Origin of the sequence: Pseudonocardia sp. DSM 110487 (assembly GCF_019468565.1) — a bacterium.
Classification (GTDB): Bacteria; Actinomycetota; Actinomycetes; order Mycobacteriales; family Pseudonocardiaceae; genus Pseudonocardia.
The window spans coordinates 4,707,531-4,727,942 of sequence record NZ_CP080521.1; the positions used below are offsets into that span (position 1 = coordinate 4,707,531).

The window sequence follows — 20,412 nt, forward strand, 5'->3', positions numbered from 1 at the left end:
GGTGGACGGACCTGGCCCGCTCGGTGACTTCCTGCAGGCCCGGCGGGCGCGGCTGCGGCCGGAGGACGTCGGCCTGCGCGACATCGGCCCCCGACGGCGGGTGGCCGGGCTGCGCCGCGAGGAGCTCGCCCAGCTGGCCGGCGTCAGCGTCTCGTACTACACGCGGCTCGAGCAGGGCCTATCCCGCGGGGCGTCGGCCGAGGTGCTCGATGCGATTGCCCGCGCCCTGCGGCTCGACGAGCACGAGCGCGAGCACCTCGAGCGGCTCGCCGACGCATCCCGGCGGACGCCCCGCGTGCGCAGGCCGCGGCCGGAGCGGCTCTCCGACGAGACGCGGGACCTGCTGCGAGCCCTCGACGACGTGCCCGCGCTCGTCCTTGGCCGGCGCACCGACGTACTGGCGTGGAACGCGCTCGGGCACGCCCTGCTGGCCGGGCACCTGGACGCGCGGGACCCGGAGGACCCGGCGCGCCGGCCGAACACGAGCCGGCTGCTGTTCCTGGACCCGCACTGCCGTGAGCTCTACGGGGACTGGAGGCGCAAGGCTCGCGCGGTCGTCGGCAATCTGCGGATCGCCGTCGGCCGCCACCCGGAGGACCCGCTGCTCGCGGAGCTGATCGGCGAGCTGACGATGAAGAGCCCCGAGTTCGTCGCGCTGTGGCGCGATCATCGGGTGGCACCGTGCGACGCCGCCTCGTACGAGCTGCACCACCCCGTCGTGGGGAGGGTGACGGTGACCCAGCAGACGCTGGCGATCGCCCGCTCGCCGGGACAGTCGCTGATCGTGTGCACGACGCCCGCCGGGTCCCCGTCCGAGCAGGCCCTCGTGCTGCTCCGGCAGGCAGGCGGCGCCCCGGGCCGCACGCGCCCGACACAGGTGCCCGCGTCCTGGTGAGATGTCCGGCCCCGAAAAGACGTCCAACTAGGGTCTGCGGTCGTGGCAGTCTCCCGTGCACGGAGCAAGGCGATCACCTATACCTGCGTCTGGGCTGGATCGCTGATCGTGGGGCTGCTGTGCACGATTCCCTTCGCCCGGGCCCACTCGTCGGGCATCCCGACGACAGCGACGGTAGAGGAATGCCGCCTCGTCGACAGTGATGGCGCGGCCCCCGGAGACTCTGATCTGACCTGCTTCGGCTCCTGGGAAATCGCTGGTCAGCAGCGCTCGGGGGAGGTCACCGGCCTCGGAGTGCGCGACCATGAGGGCGGCACCGTCCAAGCACGTGTGATCGGTGACACGGCATTCGTCGAAACCACGTGGGGCGGCCTGCTGTTCGGGTTCGCTCTGGTCGGAGGAGGTTTGGGTGTCGTCCTTCACGTGGGTCTCTGGTTCACCTTCCGGAAGCGTGCGAGGGAATCGTCGAGGTAGCTCCACCAGTCCTTCAGATCGTGGGCGTACGCCTTTGACGGAGTTCGGCGACCGCTCGACCACCCCCGAGACGTGACTCTGCGTTACGCGGGTGTAGCCGTGATCGCTCAGGTCGGCATCTCCATCCCGGGCGCCATCTCCGACACCGGCGCCTCGTGCATCCCGCCGGAGGGCGTCATGAGCCACGGCACCCGTTCGGGAACCAGGGCCACTGCGATGCCGAGCACCAGCAGCGCGACAGTCACGGCGCCCGTGGCGGTTCGGCGCCACGGCAGCAGCTTCTCCGCCCCGATGAAGGTGGCGATCACGACCATCCACGGAATGCTCATGATCCCGAGCGCGAACAGCGATGCCATCAGTGCCCAGCAGCAGCCGATGCACCAGACGCCATGACGCACACCCATCCGTACAGCGCCGAGTGGCCCCGGGCGCCAATGCTCGAGTAGGAAGCTGAACGGCCCGCGGCAATGCCGCAGGCAAACGTCCTTCAGTGGGGTGAGCTGGTAGACAGCGGCCGCGACGATCACCCCGCCCGCCAGCAGCGGGCCGCCCCGGTCCCAGCTCAGCGCGTCAACCTGCATCGAGTGTCCCGCTTGGACGATCGCGAAGCCGACGAGTCCGGCAGCGGTCCATGCGGTGAGGTAGCCGACGACGAGCAGGCCTGGCCCCAGCGGGACGCCGTGCTCCCCGCGTTCGCGCCGCGCGGCCTGCAGGCGCTGGTACACGAGCACCGTCGGCCAGACCGATGGGAGCATCATCGCGGCCATCATCAGGACCCAGATCCCGACGAAGAAGCCGAGCGCGCCCGGGTCGTCGCGTCCGTGCGCACCGCCCATCAGCTGCACCACGACGGTCCAGCAGACTGCGGCGACCGCCAGCAGCACCAGGATCGTCGGCAGGCGCCCCGACTTGACCGAGGTTGGCGCCGCGCTCATCTAACCGGACCAGGAGAAGGGTGCGGAGAACCCTGACGTCGCCTCCTGGTTCCATTCGAGGCCGAGGACCCCGACCCGCGAACGGCCCTTCGCCACCGTGAGCTCGTTGCCTGCGGGGTGGAAGACGTCGACGAGCCTGACGGGTCGCCCGTTCTCGACGCCGAACGGGACGACGTCGTCGACGTCGACCTCGACCGCGTCGCCGGCGGTCAGCCGGTGGTTCCCGTTCCCTTCGCTTACTTCGATGCGCATCCGCTCCACGCCGAGCATCTCGCCGACCAACGGGCCGAGCGCCTCCATCGGGCCGCCCAGCTCGCCGCCGAACACGGCGCCCAGCTTCTGGAGCTGGTCGTCGGAGGTGCGCTCGTCCACCACCAGCCCGAGCTTCCAGTTGCCGTCGGCCATGACCTGCGGGCTGTCGACCACCGCCACGACGGTCCGGTCGCTGACGTCCACACCGTCGACCTCGCCGGCGTCCACGTGGAAGACGAGCACCGCGTTGCAGCGTTCCTTGTCAGCGCCCGCGTCCAAGGAGAACGTGCACGGGCAGGGCATGTCGCACGAACAGTTCTCGAAGTAGCGACCGCGAATGGACCAGGCCATGTGTGCCACCTCCCCAGAATGGGGCAGTGAGTCTTGTCCTGTGATCTTGCCTGGTCAAGCCGTCCGTGGGGATCGGAGGTAGCCGGTCATCAATCCCGCGCCCACCACTCCGGGATGCTCGGTTCCATCGCGCGGCCTCGGCCAAGAACGCGCTCTACAGGTCAGTGTCGTCGGGGAGCGCCGTGCACAGGGCGCGGAGCCGTTCCAGTGGCGTCACGCCGGTTCCGCTCGCATCACCGAGTACCCCCGCTCCTGCGCGGACGTGACCGCGGTGAGCCGCAGCCCGGCGGCGGCGAGCAACGCGCCGAACTCCGACTCCGTACGCTCCCGGCCACCGGTGCAGACGAGCATGTTGAGGTCGCTCATCAGCAGCATCCGCTGCGCGGGGAGGGCGGCGGGGTCGTCGACCAGCACCGGCTCCACCAGGAACAGCACGCCGTGCGGCGGCATCGCCTCTCGGATGCGGGAGAGGATCGCGACGCTGCGCTCGTCGTCCCAGTCGTGGATCACGCTCTTCAGGACGTACGCGTCCGCGGCGGGAACCGAGACGAAGAAGTCGCCGGTCACGACCTCGCAGCGATCGTCGACGATCGCGGTCGCCCCGGACGGGGAGTCGAAGAGGATCCCGCGCAGGTGCGGGTGCGCGTCGAGGAAGGCGGTGAGCAGCGTGCCGTTGCCGCCGCCGATGTCGGCGAGGGTCGTGACGCCGGTCAGGTCGCAGGCGGCGACGATGCCCGGCGCGGCCATGCGGGTGCCCTCGGCCATCGCTTCGGTGAAGATCGCATTCAGGGTCGGGTCATCGGCCATGTAGGCGAACGCCGGCCGGCCGGTGACCTTCTCGAACGCGACCTCCCCCGTGCGGACGCTCCACTCCAGCTCGCCCCACGCCCGCCAGACCGCGTCGCCGCAGAACAGCTGGGCCAGGTTGCCGATGGAGCCGGGAACGCCGGTGCGCAGCAGTTGGCCAGCGGGCGTGAGCGCGTAGGCGCCCTCCGGGGTCGTGGTCACCAGGTCCAGTCCCGTTGCCACCCGCAGCAGGCGGGCCAGCGCGTCCGCGTGCGTGCCGGTGCGGCCGGCGAGCGCGTCGAGGCCGAGTGCGCTGTCGCCGAGCGTGTCCGGCACGCCGAGCCGGGCGAGGGTCTGCACCACCTGGGCCGGGAAGAACCCGAAGACGAGCCCGGCCACCCGTTCCCGCTCCGCGGCGTTCACCTGCGCGGTCACGGCTTCACCTGCGGGCGGTAGCTGCCGACCGACCAGATGTTGCCCTCGGGGTCGCGCACCGCGTACTCGCGGGAGCCGTACGGCTGGTCCACCAGCTCCTGCACCACATCGGCCCCGGCGGCGACGGCCCGGTCGTGGTGGGCGTCGACTGCCTCGGCGGAGTCGAGGGCGAGGTAGACGACCGCGCGGCCGGTGTCGAACGTGTCGGGGGTGCCGCTGCGGGTGCCGAGCATGATCACGCCGTCACCGAAGCTCAGCTCGGCGTGCGCGATCGTGCCGTCGTCGGCGGTGGAGACGTGCTGCTCGACGAACCCGAGCGTCCCGGTCAGGTACGCGATCGCCGCGCGGGCGTCGTCGTAGCGGAATGTCGCGTAGATGCTCATGGGACGGACGCTAGGAGCGTTCGGGGCCTGCGGGCTTGGACGAATGGGAACCCGCCGTCAACTCCACCCGTCCAGGTACTCGGTCGGCGTACAGCCGGCGAGCGCGTGGAACTCCCGCACCAGGTGGGCGTGGTCGGCGTAGCCGCATGCGGCGGCGACGTCGGAGATCGACGGTGCCGCGGGGGTGGCGGCGCCGTAGACGCTGGCCGGGGCGAGCAGCCGGGCCGCATGGTGGAACCGCAGCACCCGCGCCGCGGTCTTCGGGCCGAGGCCCACCTGGGCACGGAAGCGGGTGAGCAGATGGCGGCGGCTCCAGCCGGTGTCATCGGCCAGCTCCCGCACGCCGACCCGGCCGGCGCTACGGCGAAGCCTGCGCCACGCCCACGCCACTTGCGGGTCGGGCCGGATCGTGGAGGCGTCGAGGCGGCCGAGCAGGACGTCGTCGAGCAGGGCGAAGCGGCGGGGCCAGCCGGGCTCCTCCGCCAGGCGCGCGGGGAGGCCGGCCAGCTCGGGCACGTCGAGCTCGGTGAGCTGCGGGGACACGTTGGTGAGCTCGGCCATCGAGCGGCCGAGCAGCGCGAAGACGCCGAGCGGGCTGAGGTCGACCTGCAGCCCGTACTGGTGGCCGGTGAACTCGGTGAGAACCGGACCGTCGTGCATGCCGGCCAGGAACGACGCCGGCACGGACGGGCCTGCCGGGCCGTGCAGGCGGATCGGCGGGCCGAGGCCGAGGATCAGCGTGCACGAGGCGCCGGGAGCCTGCCTGCGGCGCACCGGCGTGGTGCTGTGCTCGCGGTAGCCCAGGTAGCGCACCACGCAGCCGGCGAGCGCGGGGTGCGGCCGCCCCAGGGAGTACTCCCCGTCCACCCCGCCAGGATGGCACGACCAGGGCCGCCCCTACTCTGCGGTCGGACACATCTCCGGGGGGAATGATGGGAACCGTCGTCGGCGTCGTGATCGCCGTGCTCGTGATCGTGCTCGCGATCCTTGTGATCGTTGGCTACAACGGCCTGGTCAGAGCGCGCAACTCGATCAGAAACGCCTTCGCCCAGATCGACGTGCAGCTGCAACGGCGGTTCGACCTCGTGCCGAACCTCGTCGAGACGGCCAAGGCCTACATGGCGCACGAGCGCGAGACCCTCGAAGCCGTGGTGGCCGCGCGCGGCGCCGCTCTCTCGGGCTTGTCGGCGGCACAGACCAGCCCGGGCGACCCCGCCGCGATGCAGCAGCTGGAAGCCGGCCAGGGCGCGCTCAACGCCGCGCTCGGCCGGTTGATCGCGGTCGCGGAGTCCTACCCGGACCTCAAGGCCAACCAGAACATGGCGCAGTTGTCGGAGGAGCTGACCTCCACCGAGAACAAGGTCGCCTTCGCCCGTCAGGCCTACAACGACGCCGTCATGTCCTACAACAACCGGCGCGAGACATTCCCCACCAGCGTCTACGCCGGCATGTTCGGGTTCGCCGTCGCCGCGCAGCTCGGCATTCCGCCGGAGCGGCCCGAGATGCGGGATGCCCCGAAGGTCGAGTTCTGACCCGGGCGCCGCGTTGAACTCCGCTGGGGTGGACTTCTTCGAGCGGCAGCGCACGGCCCGCGGCACGTCGGCCAAGCTCGTCGTCCTGTTCGTGCTGGCGGTGCTCGCGTCTGTCGCGGTCATCGACGTGATCGCCGTCCTCGCGATGCAGGGCCGGGGCAACGTCACCGGGGTGCTCGTCGTGGTCTCGGCCGGCACCCTGCTGGTGATCGTCGGCGGCATGATCGGGAAGTCGTTCGCGCTACGCAAGGGTGGTTCGGCCGTCGCGGCGTCGGTCGGAGCCGTACCCGTCGACCCGACGACGACCGACCCCGCACTGCGCCGGTTCGTCAACGTGGTCGAGGAGATGTCGATCGCGTCCGGCGTGCCGATGCCCCGCCTGTTCGTGCTGCCGAGGGAACGGGGGATCAACGCGTTCGCGGCGGGGTACACGGCCGCCGACGCGGCGATCACGGTCACGGAGGGCGCGCTGTCCCAGCTCAGCCGGGACGAGCTGCAGGGCGTGATCGGGCACGAGTTCAGCCACGTCCGGGGCGGCGACATGCGGCTGAGCATCCGCCTGATCGGCCTGCTGTACGGGATCATGCTGCTCGGCCTGGTCGGGTCGCGGGTGCTCGCGCTCGGCGGCCGGGGCTCCGACCGCAAGGGCGCGCTGCCGATCGTCGCCATCGCCTTCGGCGCGATGGTGGTCGGCTTCGTCGGCCAGTTCTTCGCCGGGCTCATCAAGGCCGCGGTGTCCCGGCAGCGTGAGTGGCTCGCCGACGCGTCCGCCGTGCAGTTCACCCGCCAGCCCGACGGGCTGGCCGGCGCGCTGAAGAAGATCGCCGGGCTGCCGGAAGGCTCCCGGTTGGCGGACGAACGCAGCGCGAAAGAGGTCAGCCACATGCTGTTCGGGGAGGGCCGCCGCTTCAGCAGGCTCTTCTCCACGCACCCGCCCATCCACGAGCGGATCGCCGCGCTCGATCCGACATTCCGCGAGGCCGACCTCGAGACGCTGCGGGAACGCTGGCGCGACGAACCTCCGCCCGGGCCTGCCGGGGACGTCACGCACGGCCTCGCCCCCGCCGTCACCGCGCCGGTCGCGGTCACGCCGGAGCAGGTGAGCGCCCGCGCGGGCACCCTCACCCCGGCCGACCTCGACCGTGGCGCGGCACTCCACTCGCAGGTCCCGCCGCACATCCACCAGCTCGCCACCCAGCCGAGCACGGCGGCCTCCGTGGTGCTGGCGATGGTCGTGTGCGGCGAGCCGGGGCTGCGTGCCACCCAGCTCGCCGCCGTGCAGGAGCGGCTCGGCATCGCCACGGCGCGTTCGGTGGACGCGCTCGTCGCCGAGGTCGCCGCGCTACCGCGGCACCTGCGCCTCCCGGTGGTGGGTATCGCGTCGCCGCAGCTCACCGGCCGTCCGGACCACGAGCAGCAGGCGCTGGTGGCCGCGCTCGACGACCTCGCGCTCGCCGACGGTGCCGTCTCGCTGTTCGAGTACTGCCTGACCCGCACGGTGCGCGCCACGCTGCAGGACGCCGCCGACCCCGCGTCGCGCAGCCGGCCGGGCAGCACCGCGGTGCGGCAGGCGACAGACGAGATCGTCGCGGTGCTCACGGCGCTGGCATTGTCGGGCAACGCCGACCGGGTCGCTGCCGAGCGGGCGTTCGCGGCCGCGTTCGCGCATCTCAGAAGCGGTGCCCCGGTACCCGAGATGCCGGCGGGCCCCGCCTGGCGACGGCTCGACGCGTGCTGGCCCGTGCTCGACGGGCTGGCCCGTCTCGAGAAGCGGCTGCTCGTGGAGGCGATGGTCGTCGCCGTGCTCGACGACGGCAAGCTCACCAGCTCGGAGGCGGAGCTGCTGCGGGCGGCGTGTGCACTCGTGCACGTGCCCCTGCCCGCGCTGATCGCGTGAGCGGCCGCCGCGAGCCGTCAGGAGTGGTGGGCCGCCCGGTGCGCGGCCAGCACGTCGCGACCGAAGTCGGACTCCGGGTCGCGCCACACGGCGTGGGCGTGGTTGACGTTCCGCTGCGTGTTGTCCCACTCGACGAGCAGCCGCGGGCCCTGCAGCCGGTAGTAGTGCGGCTCGCCCGGCGCGGTGGAACCCGCCCACGCGACGTGCACGGCGTCGAGGGCGGCCGGGTCGTCGTAGCGGGGGAGTGGCGAGACCCCGGCCGGGACGCGGTCGAGGTATGTGGACAGCAGCGCGCGCAGCAGCTCGCGCTGCGTGGCGTCGAGATCGGTGCCCGGCACACCCTTCGGCTCCGGGGTGAGCGCGACGGCCTCCTGGTCGGCGCCGTGCAGGCCGGTGGCCGGAGTCGCCGCACGCGGGTCGGTGTGCCTGCCTGGCCGCCACAGCCCGCTGCGATCCACCCCGTTGGCGATCCGCGGGCTGTTGGCGCCCACGATGTCGTCGGGAGCGTGGGGGAGTAGCACGGCACGTGCCGCGAGCTCGGGGCGCAGCGAGCGCACCAGCTCGCGGGCCAGGTCCTCGGCCGCCCCGAGCGGCCGCAGCGCGGTGCCGCCCAGCAGTGGCGAGTTGGCCGGGTCGGCGCCGAGGAAGCACGGCGTGGTGGCGGCGACCCGCCCGTCCACCACGAGGTTGTGCAGCGACACGTGGTGGCCACCGAACCGCCACCCCCATGGCGCCTGCCCGCCGGGCTCGCCGAAGACCCGCAGGAAGTACCGGCCGGGGTCACGGCCCCGGTCCCACCCGAAGTCGACCGTGAAGCCCTCGGTGCGGTCGAGCACGTTCTCCAGGCCGAGCACGGTGGCAACCGTCGTGTACCCGGCCTGCGACAGGCCGCTCGCGACCAGCCGCATCACGAGGCGGTGCTGCGCGGGGCGTTGCTGGTGGAAGGTGAGGCCGCCGTGGTCGGTGGGGGTGTAGAACCAGCGCGTGCGCTCGGACTCCGCATCGTCACTCACCCCGGGCGGCGGCCCGATCGCCACCTCGCGCTGGGCCGGGTCGAGGGAGTCGAGCCACGCCGCGGCCGCCTCGGCCATCCGGTCCGCCACATCACGACTCGCGTCGTCGGTCACCGCCTGCACCATGCGATGACCATAACCGCCTACACAGCAGGCATGGGCGGCCCGCCGAGCCCGCCCCGTGCCCGGCCCAGCCGGATCTCGCACCGAACGGCCGTGGGATCCAGGCCGGTGAGGTCGACGATCAGCGACCGGGCCGCGTCCTCGGCGTCCGGCATCGCAGGGGCGGTGGTGGCTGCCTCGATCTCGGGCACGTAGAGCACGAGATGCCGTTCCGAGAGCCAGGCCACCACCTCGAACGTCCGCTCGCCAGTGTGCGCGGCCACGTCGACCACGGTAGTCGGCGAAGGCGCCGCCGTCGTCATCCGCAAGGAGTCACGGAACAGTCCTCGTCGTCGGTGGGGTGGTCCACGCCAGGGTCCCCGAGGATCCCCGGCCGCTCGGGATCGTCGGGAGTGACGTCGGGCCCGTCCGGCGGCGGCCCGGCCGCAGCGCCTGGGGGCGGTTCCAGCGGCGGGGGCAGCGGCTCGGACGAGGGTGGCGGCTCCTCGTTCGGGCCCAGCGGTGACGGAGGTTGGCCGATGGGCCGGAACGGCGGGAAGTCCTCGACCGGGGAGCCGGCGAGTGCATCGGACATGACGTCCTGCCACACGTCGCCCGGCAGGCTGCTGCCCTGGATCGGGCGGCCGCGTGCGGTGCGGATGGGTGAGTTCATGTCGGTGCCCATCCACACCGCGGTGGCGAGCGACGGCGTGAAACCCGCCATCCACGCATCGTTGTTCTCGCCCTCGAACCGGGACTGGACGGTGCCGGTCTTCGCCGCAACGGGGCGCCCCCGCGGCAGGCCCAGCCGGTCGTGCTCGGCGACTCCGAGCATGGCCTCGACCACGTTGCGCGCCACCCGCTCCGGGAAGCGCCGCTCGCCGTCGGTGGCGGCCTGGTAGAGCACCCGGTCGTCGGCGGTGACGACGGACGACACGAGGTGCGGCTGGCGCCAGACCCCGCCGGCCGCGATCGTCGCGTACGCCGAGGCCAGCTCGAGCGTCGACACCTCCTTGTTGCCGAGCGCGATGCCCTCGGTCGCGTTGTCGAGGGGTGCGGTGATCCCGGCGGTGCGGGCCGCCGCGGCGACGGACTCGGGCCCGACCTCCTTGGCGAGGGCGTGGAAGACGACGTTGTTGGACACCGTCATGGCCTGTTTGAGGTCGCACTCGTCGCAGTCGGCGCCGCCCGCGTTGCGCAGGCCGGGTATCTCCCGGCCGTCGAAGACCTCGCCGAGGCCGACCGGTGGGTTGCGCATCAGCCCCGCGAGCACCACGAACGGCTTGAACGTCGACCCGGCGAGCTTGCGTACCTGCGCGTAGTCCAGGCCCAGCCCGTTGTCGCCGCCGTAGTAGGCGAGCACGCCCCCGGTGCGCGGATCGATCGCCACCACCGCGCTGCGCAGGTTCACCGGTTGCCCGTCGAGCGCGTCGTGGGCGGACTCGACCACCTGCTGCTGGTGGCGCGGATCCACCGTCGTGGTGATCCGCAGGCCCTCCTGGGCGACGTCCTGCTCGGTGAACCCGAGGTCCTCCAGCTCGGCGGTCACGGCGCTGACGATGTGGCCGCGGCTGTCGGTCGGCACGCCGCGGGCGAGCGAGCGGCGCGCGTCCGTCTGCGGGAAGTGGGCGGCCGCGCGGTCGGCGGGGGTGAGCCAGCCCTGCGAGACCATCCCGTCGAGCACGAAGGTCCACCGCTCGACGGCTCGCTCGGGGCTCACCGCGGGGTCCCATCGGGACGGCGACTGGATCAGCCCGGCGAGCAGCGCGCCCTCGGCAGGGGCGAGGTCCTGGACCCCTCTGTCGAAGTAGGCCTGGGCGGCGGACTGGATGCCGTAGGCGCCGCGGCCGAAGTAGATCGTGTTCAGGTAGTCGGAGAGGATCTCGTCCTTCGTGCGCTCCTGGGAGATCTTGACCGCGAGGATGACCTCCTTGTACTTGCGCCACAGCGTCTGCTCGTCACCGACGAGCGCCTTCTTGACGAACTGCTGCGTGATCGTCGAGCCGCCGCCTTCGCCGCCGCGCAGCTGGTTCCAGGCCGCCCGCATGATGCCGGTGAGATCGAAGCCGGGGTTGGAGTAGAACGAGCGGTCCTCCGCTGACAGGACGGCGTGGCGCACGTGCATCGGCACCTGGTCGAGCGGCACCTTGGTCCGGTTGCCCTCCTCGGGCACGAGGCGGGTGAGCGGGCTCCCGTCGGCGAACGAGACCTCCGCGACCTGGTTGTTCACCGCATCGTCCGGGTTGGGGACCGAGAAGAGCAGATAGCCGGTGACGAAGGCGACGACCGGCCCCAGCACGATCGCCGCCGCGGTCGCGAGCACCGCCCGCCGCAGGAGCCGGACCCGGCGGGCGCTCGGCGAGCTCCGACTCGCGCGGGCGGGCGCGTCGACGACGGGCAGCACGTCCGTGGCGTCCGGTGCGCGGTGCCGGGCGGTGTCCTCCCCGGCCTGGCCCGGCGCCCCGGCGCGCTGCGGCCGGTTGCGCTGCGGTTTCGGCGGTTGCCACCAGGCGACCCTCGACGGGTGGGTGTCCCGCCGCGACCGCTGGACCGGCAGCCCAGTGCGGCGCACGCCCGGTCCCGTCAATCGGGTGGAGCGCCTCGGGTGGGCTCCGTGCACGCGTCCACCTCCCTGACCGGCACTCCCCGCCCCGGCCGCGGGGAGAACGTGGGGTCCAACGGGCGCTCCCGTGCGGGCGGTGTGGCGGCGGAGGCGACATCACCCGATGGGCGTGCGGAGAGTGATATCGACCGGGTTCGAGGGGTCGGTTCGTGCACGCTCCGTTACCGCACGTCCGTCGGACGGCTGCGTGCCGGTCGGCGCAGTGGCGGGGCCGCCGAGCGGGTGGACGTCGGTTGCTCCACGCCGTCGCGGGATGCTGCGTGGATGCTCCCCGCTCCCCGCGACCCCCACGCCCCCGAGGCGGTGCCGCCCGATCCTCCGCCTGCTCCACCGCCCGAACCGCCACCACTCGAGCCTCAGCTCACCGGACTCCTGCGGTCCGCAGGCGCGCAGGCCGTCCACGCCGTCGACGGCGCGCGGGGCGACGTGCTCGCCGAGGTCGGCCTCGCCGACGGCGACGACGTCCACGCGCTCGTGCAGCTCGCGCGCGCCGCCAATGCCGTCGGCAGGGGCCGAGGTGAATGGCTGGAGGACGTCGTCGTGACGCTCGGCCGCACCGTACACGTGCTCCGCGAGTGCGACGGGGTGGTGCTGCACGTGCGCCTCGACCCGGCCCGCGGGGACATCGGCGCCGCGCGGCGCGGGCTGGCCGCCGAGGGCCTGCTGCGTGCCGCCGTGGCCGCGTGGCGCGCTGCCTCCGCCGCCGCGTCCGAGCCCGCAGGCACGGACGGACCGGCTCGCGGCGGCGCCGCTCGCCCTGCGGCGCAGGTGTCCGGCCCGACGCCCCGGCCGCGCCCGGCGACCGGGGCACCGTCCGCCCGCCACGCCGCCCGCCCGCGCCCTTCAGACGCCAACGTCTGGCCGTACTCCCTCCCGGCCCCGTCGCAGGTCGCGCCGTTCCCCGCCGCGCCGTCTCCTGCCGCGCCGTCTCCTGCCGCGCCGTCTCCTGCCGCGCCGTCTCCTGCCGCGCCGTCTCCTGCCGCGCCGTCGCCGACTCGCCGCCCCGCCGGACCCCGACCGGCCGACCAGCGCGGCGCGGTTGCGGCCCCGCCCGGACCCGCACCCGCGCCGCCGCCCGGTGCGCCCGCCACGCACCAGCCGCAGCCCCGGCGGGCCCTCCAGGGGCCACCGGCGAACGCGGCGGCGCAGGGGCGCCCCTTGCCGCCACAGCGATCGGGATCCCAGCCGATTCCGCGCTCGATTCCGCGTTCGGTTCCGCAGTTGGGTCCGCGGTCGGGTCCCCAGTCGGGTCCCCGGCCTTCCCCGCAACCCCGACCCGAGCGGCTGCAGGATCCGCCGCCGGTTCCGTTGCCCCGGCCGGCCATCGGGCCCGGCCCGGACGGCCGGGTTCCCGCGCTCGTCGCCGTCGACGGTGGCTCGCCGGTCACCGCGACGGGTGCACTCGCCGTGCTCGCGCTCCCGCCCGTGACGGCGCTGCCGCGGCGCAGGCCGGCCGCCGCGGTGCCGCCCGGCCCTTCCGGGCGCGCGCTGGCGACGCCGCCGGTGCTGCGGCAGCCGTGGGCATCGGACGTCGACACGATGGGACGCTTGCTCGCCCAGCTGCGCCGCATGAGCTAGTGCCCGGCAACCGGCTGGCTCGCTGGCACTAGCATCGACGGATCTCGGGCGGTTCGCGCCCGAGCCCGAAACCCGTGGAGGTCTCCCGTGTCCGCGCCCGCATCCCGTCCCGCGTCCGCCCCTGTCCGGGTGCCGGCCGGGACGACGGCCGGCGCCGCGATACGGGAGGTGGGCCTCCCCACCACCGGGCCCACCGCCGTTGTCGTCGTGCGCGACGCGGGCGGGCAGCTGCGCGACCTCGCATGGGCGCCGGAGTCCGACGTGGAGGTGGAGGCGGTCGGCGCCGACACCGACGAGGGGCGCAGCGTCATCCGGCACTCGGCCGCGCACGTGCTCGCGCAGGCCGTGCAGCAGCTGCGCCCGGAGGCGAAGCTGGGCATCGGCCCGCCCATCACCGACGGCTTCTACTACGACTTCGACGTCGAGCAGCCGTTCACCCCCGACGACCTGAGCAAGCTCGAGTCGGCCATGAAGAAGATCATCAAGGCCGGCCAGCGGTTCTCCCGCCGCCGCTTCGACTCGCGCGACGATGCCCGCAAGGAGCTCGCCGAGGAGCCGTACAAGCTGGAGCTGATCGACCTCAAGGGCGCTCCGGAGGATGACGTCGTCGAGGTCGACGCGTCCGGCGAGCTCACGATCTACGACAACGTGCACGCCCACACCGGGGAGACCGTCTGGTCCGATCTGTGCCGGGGCCCGCACGTGCCCACCACCCGGTTCATCCCGGCGTTCAAGCTGATGCGCACCGCTGCGGCGTACTGGCGCGGGAACGAGAAGAACCCGCAGCTGCAGCGCATCTACGGCACCGCGTGGGAGAGCCAGGAGGCCCTCGACGCGCACCTGGAGCGGCTGGCGGAGGCCGAGCGCCGCGACCACCGCCGCCTGGGTGCGGAGCTGGACCTGTTCTCCTTCCCCGACGAGATCGGGTCGGGCCTGCCGGTGTTCCACCCCAAGGGCGGGGTGATCCGCAAGGAGCTGGAGGACTACTCGCGGCGGCGCCACGAGGAGGCGGGCTACGAGTTCGTCAACACCCCGCACATCACCAAGGGGCAGCTGTTCGAGACCTCGGGGCACCTGTCCTGGTACCGCGAGGGCATGTACCCGGGGATGCACCTCGACGAGGAGCGGGCGGCCGACGGCACCGTGCGCAAGCCCGGCCAGGACTACTACCTGAAGCCGATGAACTGCCCGATGCACAACCTGATCTTCCAGGCGCGTGGGCGGTCCTACCGCGAGCTGCCGCTGCGCATGTTCGAGTTCGGCAGCGTGTACCGGTACGAGAAGTCGGGCGTGGTGCACGGGCTCACCCGGGCACGCGGGTTCACCCAGGACGACGCCCACATCTACTGCACCGAGGAGCAGATGCAGGGCGAGATCCGCTCGCTGCTGCAGTTCGTGCTCGACCTGCTGCGCGACTACGGCATGGATGACTTCTACCTCGAGCTCTCGACGAGGAACCCGGAGAAGTCGATCGGCAACGACGAGGACTGGGAGCGTGCTACCGACGCCCTGCGCACGGCCGCCGAGGCCAGCGGGCTGGACCTGGTGCTCGACCCCGGCGGCGCCGCCTTCTACGCACCGAAGATCAGCGTTCAGGCGAAGGACGCGATCGGACGCAGCTGGCAGCTGTCCACCATCCAGGTCGACCTGATGCTGCCGGACCGGTTCGAGCTCGAGTACACCGCGGCGGACGGGTCGCGGAAGCGGCCGGTCATGATCCACCGGGCGCTGTTCGGCTCCATCGAGCGGTTCTTCGGCGTGCTCACCGAGCACTACGCGGGCGCGTTCCCGGCATGGCTCGCCCCGGTACAGGTGGTGGCCATCCCGGTCACCGACGAGCAGGTGCCCTACGTCGAGGACGTCGCCCGGCAGCTGAAGTCCCACGGGATCCGGGTCGAGGTGGACGCGAGCGACGACCGGATGCAGAAGAAGATCCGCACCCACACGATGCAGAAGGTGCCGTTCCTGCTGCTCGTCGGCGGGCGCGACGCCGAGGCGGGGGCGGTGAGCTTCCGGTTCCGCGACGGCACCCAGCTCAACGGGATCCCGACGGCTGACGCCGTCGCGACCGTGGCCGACTGGATCCGCAGCCGCACGAACGTCTCGCCGAACGCGGACGTCTTCGCCGCAGCACCCTGACCGGCTCCCTAGGATCGGCGCATGAGTGAGGCGGGCGAGCCGGCGTACGAGGCGCGGGACGGCATCGGCACGCCCGACGGGTTCCGCAGGCTCTGGACCCCGCACCGGCTGGCCTACATCAAGGAGGCCGGTGCGGAGGGCTGCCCGTTCTGCCGCATCCCCAAGCTGTCCGACGAGGAGGGGCTCGTCGTGGCCCGCGGCGACACCGTGTACGCGGTGCTGAACCTGCACCCGTACAACCCGGGGCACCTGATGGTGCTGCCGTACCGGCACGTCGCGGAGCTGGAGGACCTCGAGCCTGCCGAGGCGAGCGAGCTCATGACGTTCACGCAGGCCGCGGTGCGCGCCATGAAACGGGTGGCGGCACCGCACGCGTTCAACGTCGGTCTCAACCTGGGCACGGTCGCGGGCGGCTCGCTCGCCGAGCACCTGCACCAGCACGTCGTGCCGCGCTGGGGCGGTGACGCCAACTTCATCGCCGTGATCGGGCAGACGAAGGTGATCCCGCAGCTGCTGTCGGAGACCCGGTCATTGCTGGCTGAGGCCTGGCCCGCGCGCGGCGCGGCTGCGGATCGGCCATCGGGGGAGCAGCAGTAGGCTTGATTGTCGGCGCGCCGAGTAGAGGCGGCGGCCGGCGGCCCGGCGATCAAGCAGGAGTCCATGCTCAACGTCTTCGCCCGCGTGCAGGTCAACCGCGTGACCGAGCCCGTCGGCCGTTGGCTGGTCGCGCGGGGGATCGCGCCCGACGTGGTCACGGTGGTCGGCACGGTCGGCTCGGTGGCCGCTGCGCTGTGGTTCCTCCCGCGGGACGAGCTGTTCGTCGGCGCCGTCGTGGTCACGCTGTTCGTGCTGCTCGACCTCGTCGACGGCGCCATGGCCCGTGCCCGCGGCTACAGCACACCGTTCGGCGCCGTGCTCGACTCCACGTGCGACCGCGTCGCCGACGGCGCCCTCTTCGCCGGGCTCACCTGGTGGTGCCTCGGCGCGGGGGAGGAGCGGGTCCTCGGCGTGGCCGCGCTGCTGTGCCTCGTGTCCGGCCAGCTCGTGTCCTACATCAAGGCGCGGGCCGAGGGGGCGGGGCTGTCGGCCGACGGCGGCCTCGTCGAGCGCGCGGAGCGGCTCATCATCGCGCTGGTCGGCACCGGGCTGCACGGGCTCGGCGTGCCGTACGCGCTGCACGTCGCGCTGTGGCTGCTCTCGGCGGCGTCGGTGTGGACCGTCGGGCAGCGGATCGTTGCGGTCTACCGCAGCGCCCGGGACGCGGAGGCCGGTCCCGTCCCACCCGACCAGGCCGCGAGCCCATGAGCGAAAAGCTGGCCGACATGCGGTACGCGCTGGCGTGGCGGCTGGCGGGGATCCTCCCGGCCGGCGTCACCGCGCGCGGGTTCCGGCTCGCGGCCGACCTCGCGGCCCTGGCCGGCGGCGGGCCGGCCGCGGGGCTGCGCCGCAACCTCGCGCGCGTCGTGCCGCAGGCCTCGCCCGCCGAGCTGGATGCGCTGGTGCGCGACGGCCTGCGCAGCTACGCCCGGTACTGGTGCGAGATGTTCCGGCTGCGGCCGGGGGACGCCCAGGCCGTGCACGCCCTGATGGACCGCGGGATGAGCGGCACGGAGCCGTTCTACGCGGCACTGCGGGAGGGCCGCGGCGTGGTGTTCGCGGTGCCGCACAGCGGCAACTGGGACGCCGCGGGCGTCTGGGTGGTGGAGACGCTGCGCAGGCTCGGCCACGAGCCCGTGTTCACCACGATGGCGCAGCGGCTGCGCCCGGAGTCGCTCTACCGGCGGTTCCTCGCCTACCGGGAGGCGCTCGGGTTCGAGGTGGTGGCCGCCGAGGCCGGCATCACCGCCCACCGGGCTCTCACCCGGCGGCTGCGGGCCGGCGGCGTGGTGTGCCTCGTCGCCGACCGGGATCTCACGGGCTCCGGGATCGAGGTCTCGTTCTTCGATGAGCCCGCCCGGTTCCCGGCCGGGCCCGCGCGGCTCGCGGCCCTCACGGGTGCGGTGCTCATGCCGGCCTACCCGCACTTCAGCCCCGACGGCTGGGTGGTGCCGATCGCCGACCCGGTGCCGGTCGACCGAACGCCGGAGTCGGTGGCGAAGGCCACGCAGGCGATCGCCGACGCGTTCGCCTACCTCATCGCGCGGGCGCCGCGGGACTGGCATGCGCTGCAGCCGCTGTGGACCGCCGACATGGAGAAGCGGTGAATCCCCCCGCCGGGCTGCGGGTGGGCATCGTCTGCCCCTACTCGCTCGACGTCCCCGGCGGCGTGCAGGCGCACGTCGTGGGCCTGGCGGTCGAGCTGGAGCGGCTCGGGCACACGGTGAGCCTGCTGGCGCCCGCCGCCGACGGCACGCCGGTGCCGCGGTTCGTCACGCCCGCCGGGCGCTCGGTGGGGGTGCCCTACAACGGCTCGGTGGCGCGGGTGACGTTCGGCCCGCTCACCTACGCGCGGGTCCGGCGCTGGCTCGCCGAGCACACGTTCGACGTGCTGCACCTGCACGAACCCACCACCGTGAGCGTCTCGGTACTGGCGCTGCTCGCCGCGGAGGGGCCGATCGTCGTGACGTTCCACACCTCGATCGAGAGGTCGCGCACGCTCGCCGCGTTCGGCGGGGTGCTGCGGCCGCTCATGGAGAAGGTCACCGCGCGGATCGCGGTGTCGCCGCACGCCCGCCGGGTGCAGGTCGAGCACCTCGGGGGAGACGCCGTCGAGATCCCCAACGGCGTCGACGTCGAGGCGTTCGCCGTGGGCCCGGCACTGCCGGGATACCCGCGGCCGGGCACCGTCGGGTTCCTCGGCCGGTTCGACGAACCCCGCAAGGGCATGCCGGTGCTGCTGGACGCCGTGCGCAGGCTCGCCCCCACCCGTCCCGACCTGCGGGTGCTGGTGATGGGCAACGGGGACGCTGACGCGCTGCGCCGTGTCGCGGGCCCCGTGGCCGACCGGCTCGACGTGCTGGGCCCCGTCGACGACGCCACCAAGGCCGCCGCGCTCCGGTCGGTGGACGTGTTCTGCGCGCCCAACACCGGCGGGGAGAGCTTCGGCATCGTGCTCACCGAGGCGCTCGCCGCAGGCGCGCCGGTGCTGGCGAGCGACCTCGACGCCTTTCGCGCCGTGCTGGGGGAGGACGAGCCCGCGGGCGTGCTGTTCCCGGCCGGGGACGCCGCCGCCCTCGCCGACCGGCTCGGGGAGCTCCTCGACGATCCGGCCCGCCGGACGGCGCTTTCGGCCGCGGGCCGCGTGCGGGCCGGTCACTTCGGCTGGCCGGCCGTCACCGCGGCGGTCCTGCGGGTCTACCGGACGGCCATCGCGGCCGATCCGCGCCGGGCGGCGAGCGTCCGGTGAGTGCCGTGATCTGGGTACTCGTCGCCGTCGCCGTCCTGGTCCTTGCGGGGCTCACCACGCTGGTCGCTTCGCGGATCCGGCGGCTGGACCGGCTCCACGTGCGCACGGACGGGGCGAGGGCGGGCCTCGAGGCGGCCCTCGAGCGCCGGGCCGATGCGGCGCTGGCATTGGCGGCGGCGCTCGAGACGCGTGGCGTGGACCGGGCCGCGGGCGTGCGTGCCGCGGTTGCCCGCACCCGCGCGGCGCCGGCCGACGGGGACCGCGAAGGCGCGGAGAACGTGCTCGGCCGCGAGCTGTCAGCCGTGCGCCGCACCGGCGTCCCTGGCGCCGTGCTCGATCAGCTCGTCGACGCCGAGCAGCTGCTGATCCTCGCCCGGCACGTGTACAACGACGCCGTCCGCGACACCCGGGAGCTGCGCTCGCGGCGGCTGGTGCGCTGGCTGCACCTCGCGGGGACGGCGCCGATGCCGGACTACTTCGAGATCGCCGACGCCGAGGCGGGTGTGACCACCGGCACGAGGGCCGTGGCAGCCCCCGCACGCCCTCCGGTCGCGCCTCCGGCCTGACGTACCATCGGGTGAACCGCCAGCAGAACCGAGAGGTAGCCGCCGTGTCCTCGCCCGAGACGCCCACCACCGACCCCACCGCGCGCACCGACGCCGCGCTGCGCTCTTCGGGGGAGCTGGGCACCGCGCGCGTCAAGCGCGGGATGGCGGAGATGCTCAAGGGCGGCGTGATCATGGACGTCGTCACCGCGGAGCAGGCGAAGATCGCCGAGGACGCCGGCGCCGTCGCGGTCATGGCCCTCGAGCGGGTGCCCGCCGACATCCGTGCCCAGGGTGGGGTGGCGCGGATGAGTGACCCCGACATGATCGAGGGCATCATCGGCGCCGTCTCGATCCCGGTGATGGCCAAGGCCCGCATCGGCCACTTCGTCGAGGCGCGGGTCCTGCAGTCGCTCGGCGTCGACTACGTCGACGAGTCCGAGGTGCTCACCCCGGCCGACGAGGCCCACCACATCGACAAGTGGGCGTTCACCGTGCCGTTCGTGTGCGGCGCCACCAACCTCGGCGAGGCGCTGCGCCGCATCTCGGAGGGCGCGGCCATGATCCGCTCCAAGGGAGAGGCCGGCACCGGCAACGTGGTCGAGGCCACCCGCCACATGCGCTCGATCCGCTCGGAGATCCGCAAGCTCGCCGCGCTCGACGAGGCCGAGCTGTACGTCGCCGCGAAGGAGCTGCGGGCGCCGTACGAGCTGGTGGCCGAGGTCGCCAAGGCGGGCAAGCTGCCGGTCGTGCTGTTCACCGCGGGCGGCATCGCCACCCCCGCCGACGCCGCGATGATGATGCAGCTCGGCGCGGAGGGCGTGTTCGTCGGCTCCGGCATCTTCAAGTCCGGCGACCCGGCCAAGCGGGCGGAGGCCATCGTCAAGGCCACCACGTTCCACGACGACCCCGACGTGATCGCCAAGGTCTCCCGCGGGCTCGGAGAGGCGATGGTCGGCATCAACGTCTCGGAGATCCCCGAGGACCAGCGCTACGCCACGCGCGGCTGGTGACCTGACCCTTCGCTCGATCCGGTCGAGTTCACCCCCCGGTGAGGTGATCCGGCCAGCCCGAGTAGTGATCGCTGCTTAGTGTCCGCCGTGTCCGAGTTGTGACTCGAGGTGCG

Annotated in this window: 20 protein-coding genes; 12 read left to right on the forward strand and 8 right to left on the reverse strand. The window is 73.2% G+C overall.

The window, feature by feature from the left end:
* Position 1 precedes the first annotated feature (1 nt).
* Together K1T35_RS21940 and K1T35_RS21945 are read left to right on the forward strand one after the other, a co-directional pair.
* On the forward strand, positions 2-895 hold the full coding sequence (locus K1T35_RS21940; protein WP_220261984.1) for a helix-turn-helix domain-containing protein: 894 nt from the start codon (positions 2-4) through the stop codon (positions 893-895).
* A 42-nt stretch (positions 896-937) separates the two neighbouring features.
* On the forward strand, positions 938-1,369 hold the full coding sequence (locus tag K1T35_RS21945) for a hypothetical protein (protein WP_220261985.1): 432 nt from the start codon (positions 938-940) through the stop codon (positions 1,367-1,369).
* A 107-nt stretch (positions 1,370-1,476) separates the two neighbouring features.
* Here the strand turns inward: K1T35_RS21945 and K1T35_RS21950 are convergent, their stop codons facing one another.
* From K1T35_RS21950 to K1T35_RS21970, 5 genes are all read right to left on the reverse strand, one after another.
* Complete coding sequence (locus tag K1T35_RS21950) at positions 1,477-2,304, reverse strand: DUF2182 domain-containing protein (protein WP_220261986.1); 828 nt, start codon at positions 2,302-2,304, stop codon at positions 1,477-1,479.
* Positions 2,305-2,907: a DUF1326 domain-containing protein gene (locus tag K1T35_RS21955; RefSeq protein ID WP_220261987.1), complete on the reverse strand. Its 603-nt coding sequence runs from the start codon at positions 2,905-2,907 to the stop codon at positions 2,305-2,307.
* 213 nt (positions 2,908-3,120) lie between these two features.
* Positions 3,121-4,128 carry a methyltransferase gene (locus tag K1T35_RS21960; RefSeq protein WP_220261988.1) on the reverse strand — a complete coding sequence of 336 codons (1,008 nt, stop codon included), beginning with the start codon at positions 4,126-4,128 and terminating at the stop codon, positions 3,121-3,123.
* Positions 4,125-4,511, reverse strand: a complete 387-nt coding sequence (locus K1T35_RS21965; RefSeq protein WP_220261989.1) for a VOC family protein — start codon at positions 4,509-4,511, stop codon at positions 4,125-4,127. The genes K1T35_RS21960 and K1T35_RS21965 overlap by 4 nt, the downstream gene beginning before the upstream one ends.
* A gap of 57 nt (positions 4,512-4,568) precedes the next feature.
* Positions 4,569-5,378, reverse strand: a complete 810-nt coding sequence (locus K1T35_RS21970; RefSeq protein ID WP_220261990.1) for an AraC family transcriptional regulator — start codon at positions 5,376-5,378, stop codon at positions 4,569-4,571.
* A 65-nt stretch (positions 5,379-5,443) separates the two neighbouring features.
* Between K1T35_RS21970 and K1T35_RS21975 the strand changes: the two genes are divergently transcribed.
* Positions 5,444-6,043, forward strand: a complete 600-nt coding sequence (locus K1T35_RS21975; RefSeq protein ID WP_220261991.1) for a LemA family protein — start codon at positions 5,444-5,446, stop codon at positions 6,041-6,043.
* Between the two features lie 28 nt (positions 6,044-6,071).
* Positions 6,072-7,940, forward strand: a complete 1,869-nt coding sequence (locus K1T35_RS21980) for a M48 family metallopeptidase (protein ID WP_220261992.1) — start codon at positions 6,072-6,074, stop codon at positions 7,938-7,940.
* A gap of 17 nt (positions 7,941-7,957) precedes the next feature.
* On the opposite strand, the gene K1T35_RS21985 is transcribed toward K1T35_RS21980, so the two are convergent.
* The 3 genes from K1T35_RS21985 to K1T35_RS21995 are packed head-to-tail and all read right to left on the reverse strand — an operon-like array spanning position 7,958 to position 11,627.
* The gene (locus K1T35_RS21985; RefSeq protein WP_220261993.1) at positions 7,958-9,079 is read right to left on the reverse strand and encodes a DUF3500 domain-containing protein; all 1,122 of its coding nucleotides are present in this window, start codon (positions 9,077-9,079) and stop codon (positions 7,958-7,960) included.
* A gap of 17 nt (positions 9,080-9,096) precedes the next feature.
* Complete coding sequence (locus K1T35_RS21990; RefSeq protein ID WP_220261994.1) at positions 9,097-9,339, reverse strand: hypothetical protein; 243 nt, start codon at positions 9,337-9,339, stop codon at positions 9,097-9,099.
* A gap of 35 nt (positions 9,340-9,374) precedes the next feature.
* Positions 9,375-11,627 (reverse strand): transglycosylase domain-containing protein, encoded by a 2,253-nt coding sequence (locus K1T35_RS21995; RefSeq protein WP_255622403.1) that lies wholly within the window; start codon positions 11,625-11,627, stop codon positions 9,375-9,377.
* Positions 11,628-11,942: 315 nt separating this feature from the next.
* Here K1T35_RS21995 and K1T35_RS22000 point away from each other — a divergent pair, with 315 nt between their 5' ends.
* The 8 genes from K1T35_RS22000 to pdxS all read left to right on the forward strand — a co-directional run bounded on the left by K1T35_RS22000 (position 11,943) and on the right by pdxS (position 20,299).
* Positions 11,943-13,256 (forward strand): hypothetical protein, encoded by a 1,314-nt coding sequence (locus tag K1T35_RS22000; RefSeq protein WP_220261995.1) that lies wholly within the window; start codon positions 11,943-11,945, stop codon positions 13,254-13,256.
* Between the two features lie 87 nt (positions 13,257-13,343).
* A complete protein-coding gene (gene thrS / locus K1T35_RS22005) occupies positions 13,344-15,395 on the forward strand; it encodes a threonine--tRNA ligase (protein ID WP_220261996.1) in 2,052 nt (683 codons plus the stop codon).
* Between the two features lie 21 nt (positions 15,396-15,416).
* A complete protein-coding gene (locus tag K1T35_RS22010; protein WP_220261997.1) occupies positions 15,417-15,992 on the forward strand; it encodes an HIT domain-containing protein in 576 nt (191 codons plus the stop codon).
* A 63-nt stretch (positions 15,993-16,055) separates the two neighbouring features.
* Positions 16,056-16,700 (forward strand): phosphatidylinositol phosphate synthase, encoded by a 645-nt coding sequence (pgsA, locus tag K1T35_RS22015; protein WP_220261998.1) that lies wholly within the window; start codon positions 16,056-16,058, stop codon positions 16,698-16,700.
* Entirely contained in the window at positions 16,697-17,599 is a 903-nt protein-coding gene (locus tag K1T35_RS22020) for a phosphatidylinositol mannoside acyltransferase (protein ID WP_220261999.1), read from the forward strand. The genes pgsA and K1T35_RS22020 overlap by 4 nt, the downstream gene beginning before the upstream one ends.
* 14 nt (positions 17,600-17,613) lie before the next feature.
* A complete protein-coding gene (locus K1T35_RS22025) occupies positions 17,614-18,741 on the forward strand; it encodes a glycosyltransferase family 4 protein (protein WP_220262752.1) in 1,128 nt (375 codons plus the stop codon).
* On the forward strand, positions 18,738-19,307 hold the full coding sequence (locus tag K1T35_RS22030) for an NUDIX hydrolase (RefSeq protein ID WP_255622404.1): 570 nt from the start codon (positions 18,738-18,740) through the stop codon (positions 19,305-19,307). The genes K1T35_RS22025 and K1T35_RS22030 overlap by 4 nt, the downstream gene beginning before the upstream one ends.
* 98 nt (positions 19,308-19,405) lie before the next feature.
* Complete coding sequence (gene pdxS, locus K1T35_RS22035; RefSeq protein ID WP_220262753.1) at positions 19,406-20,299, forward strand: pyridoxal 5'-phosphate synthase lyase subunit PdxS; 894 nt, start codon at positions 19,406-19,408, stop codon at positions 20,297-20,299.
* Positions 20,300-20,412 lie beyond the last annotated feature (113 nt).

Bases quoted from the DNA above. Each gene is read 5' to 3' on its own strand.
- K1T35_RS21950 (WP_220261986.1), bottom strand. From the start codon at position 2,304: ATGAGCGCGGCGCCAACCTCGGTCAAGTCGGGGCGCCTGCCGACGATC.
- K1T35_RS21965 (WP_220261989.1), bottom strand. From the start codon at position 4,511: ATGAGCATCTACGCGACATTCCGCTACGACGACGCCCGCGCGGCGATC.
- K1T35_RS22010 (WP_220261997.1), top strand. From the start codon at position 15,417: ATGAGTGAGGCGGGCGAGCCGGCGTACGAGGCGCGGGACGGCATCGGC.
- K1T35_RS21955 (WP_220261987.1), bottom strand. From the start codon at position 2,907: ATGGCCTGGTCCATTCGCGGTCGCTACTTCGAGAACTGTTCGTGCGAC.
- K1T35_RS21975 (WP_220261991.1), top strand. From the start codon at position 5,444: ATGGGAACCGTCGTCGGCGTCGTGATCGCCGTGCTCGTGATCGTGCTC.
- K1T35_RS21985 (WP_220261993.1), bottom strand. From the start codon at position 9,079: ATGGTGCAGGCGGTGACCGACGACGCGAGTCGTGATGTGGCGGACCGG.
- K1T35_RS22020 (WP_220261999.1), top strand. From the start codon at position 16,697: ATGAGCGAAAAGCTGGCCGACATGCGGTACGCGCTGGCGTGGCGGCTG.
- pgsA (WP_220261998.1), top strand. From the start codon at position 16,056: ATGCTCAACGTCTTCGCCCGCGTGCAGGTCAACCGCGTGACCGAGCCC.
- K1T35_RS22000 (WP_220261995.1), top strand. From the start codon at position 11,943: ATGCTCCCCGCTCCCCGCGACCCCCACGCCCCCGAGGCGGTGCCGCCC.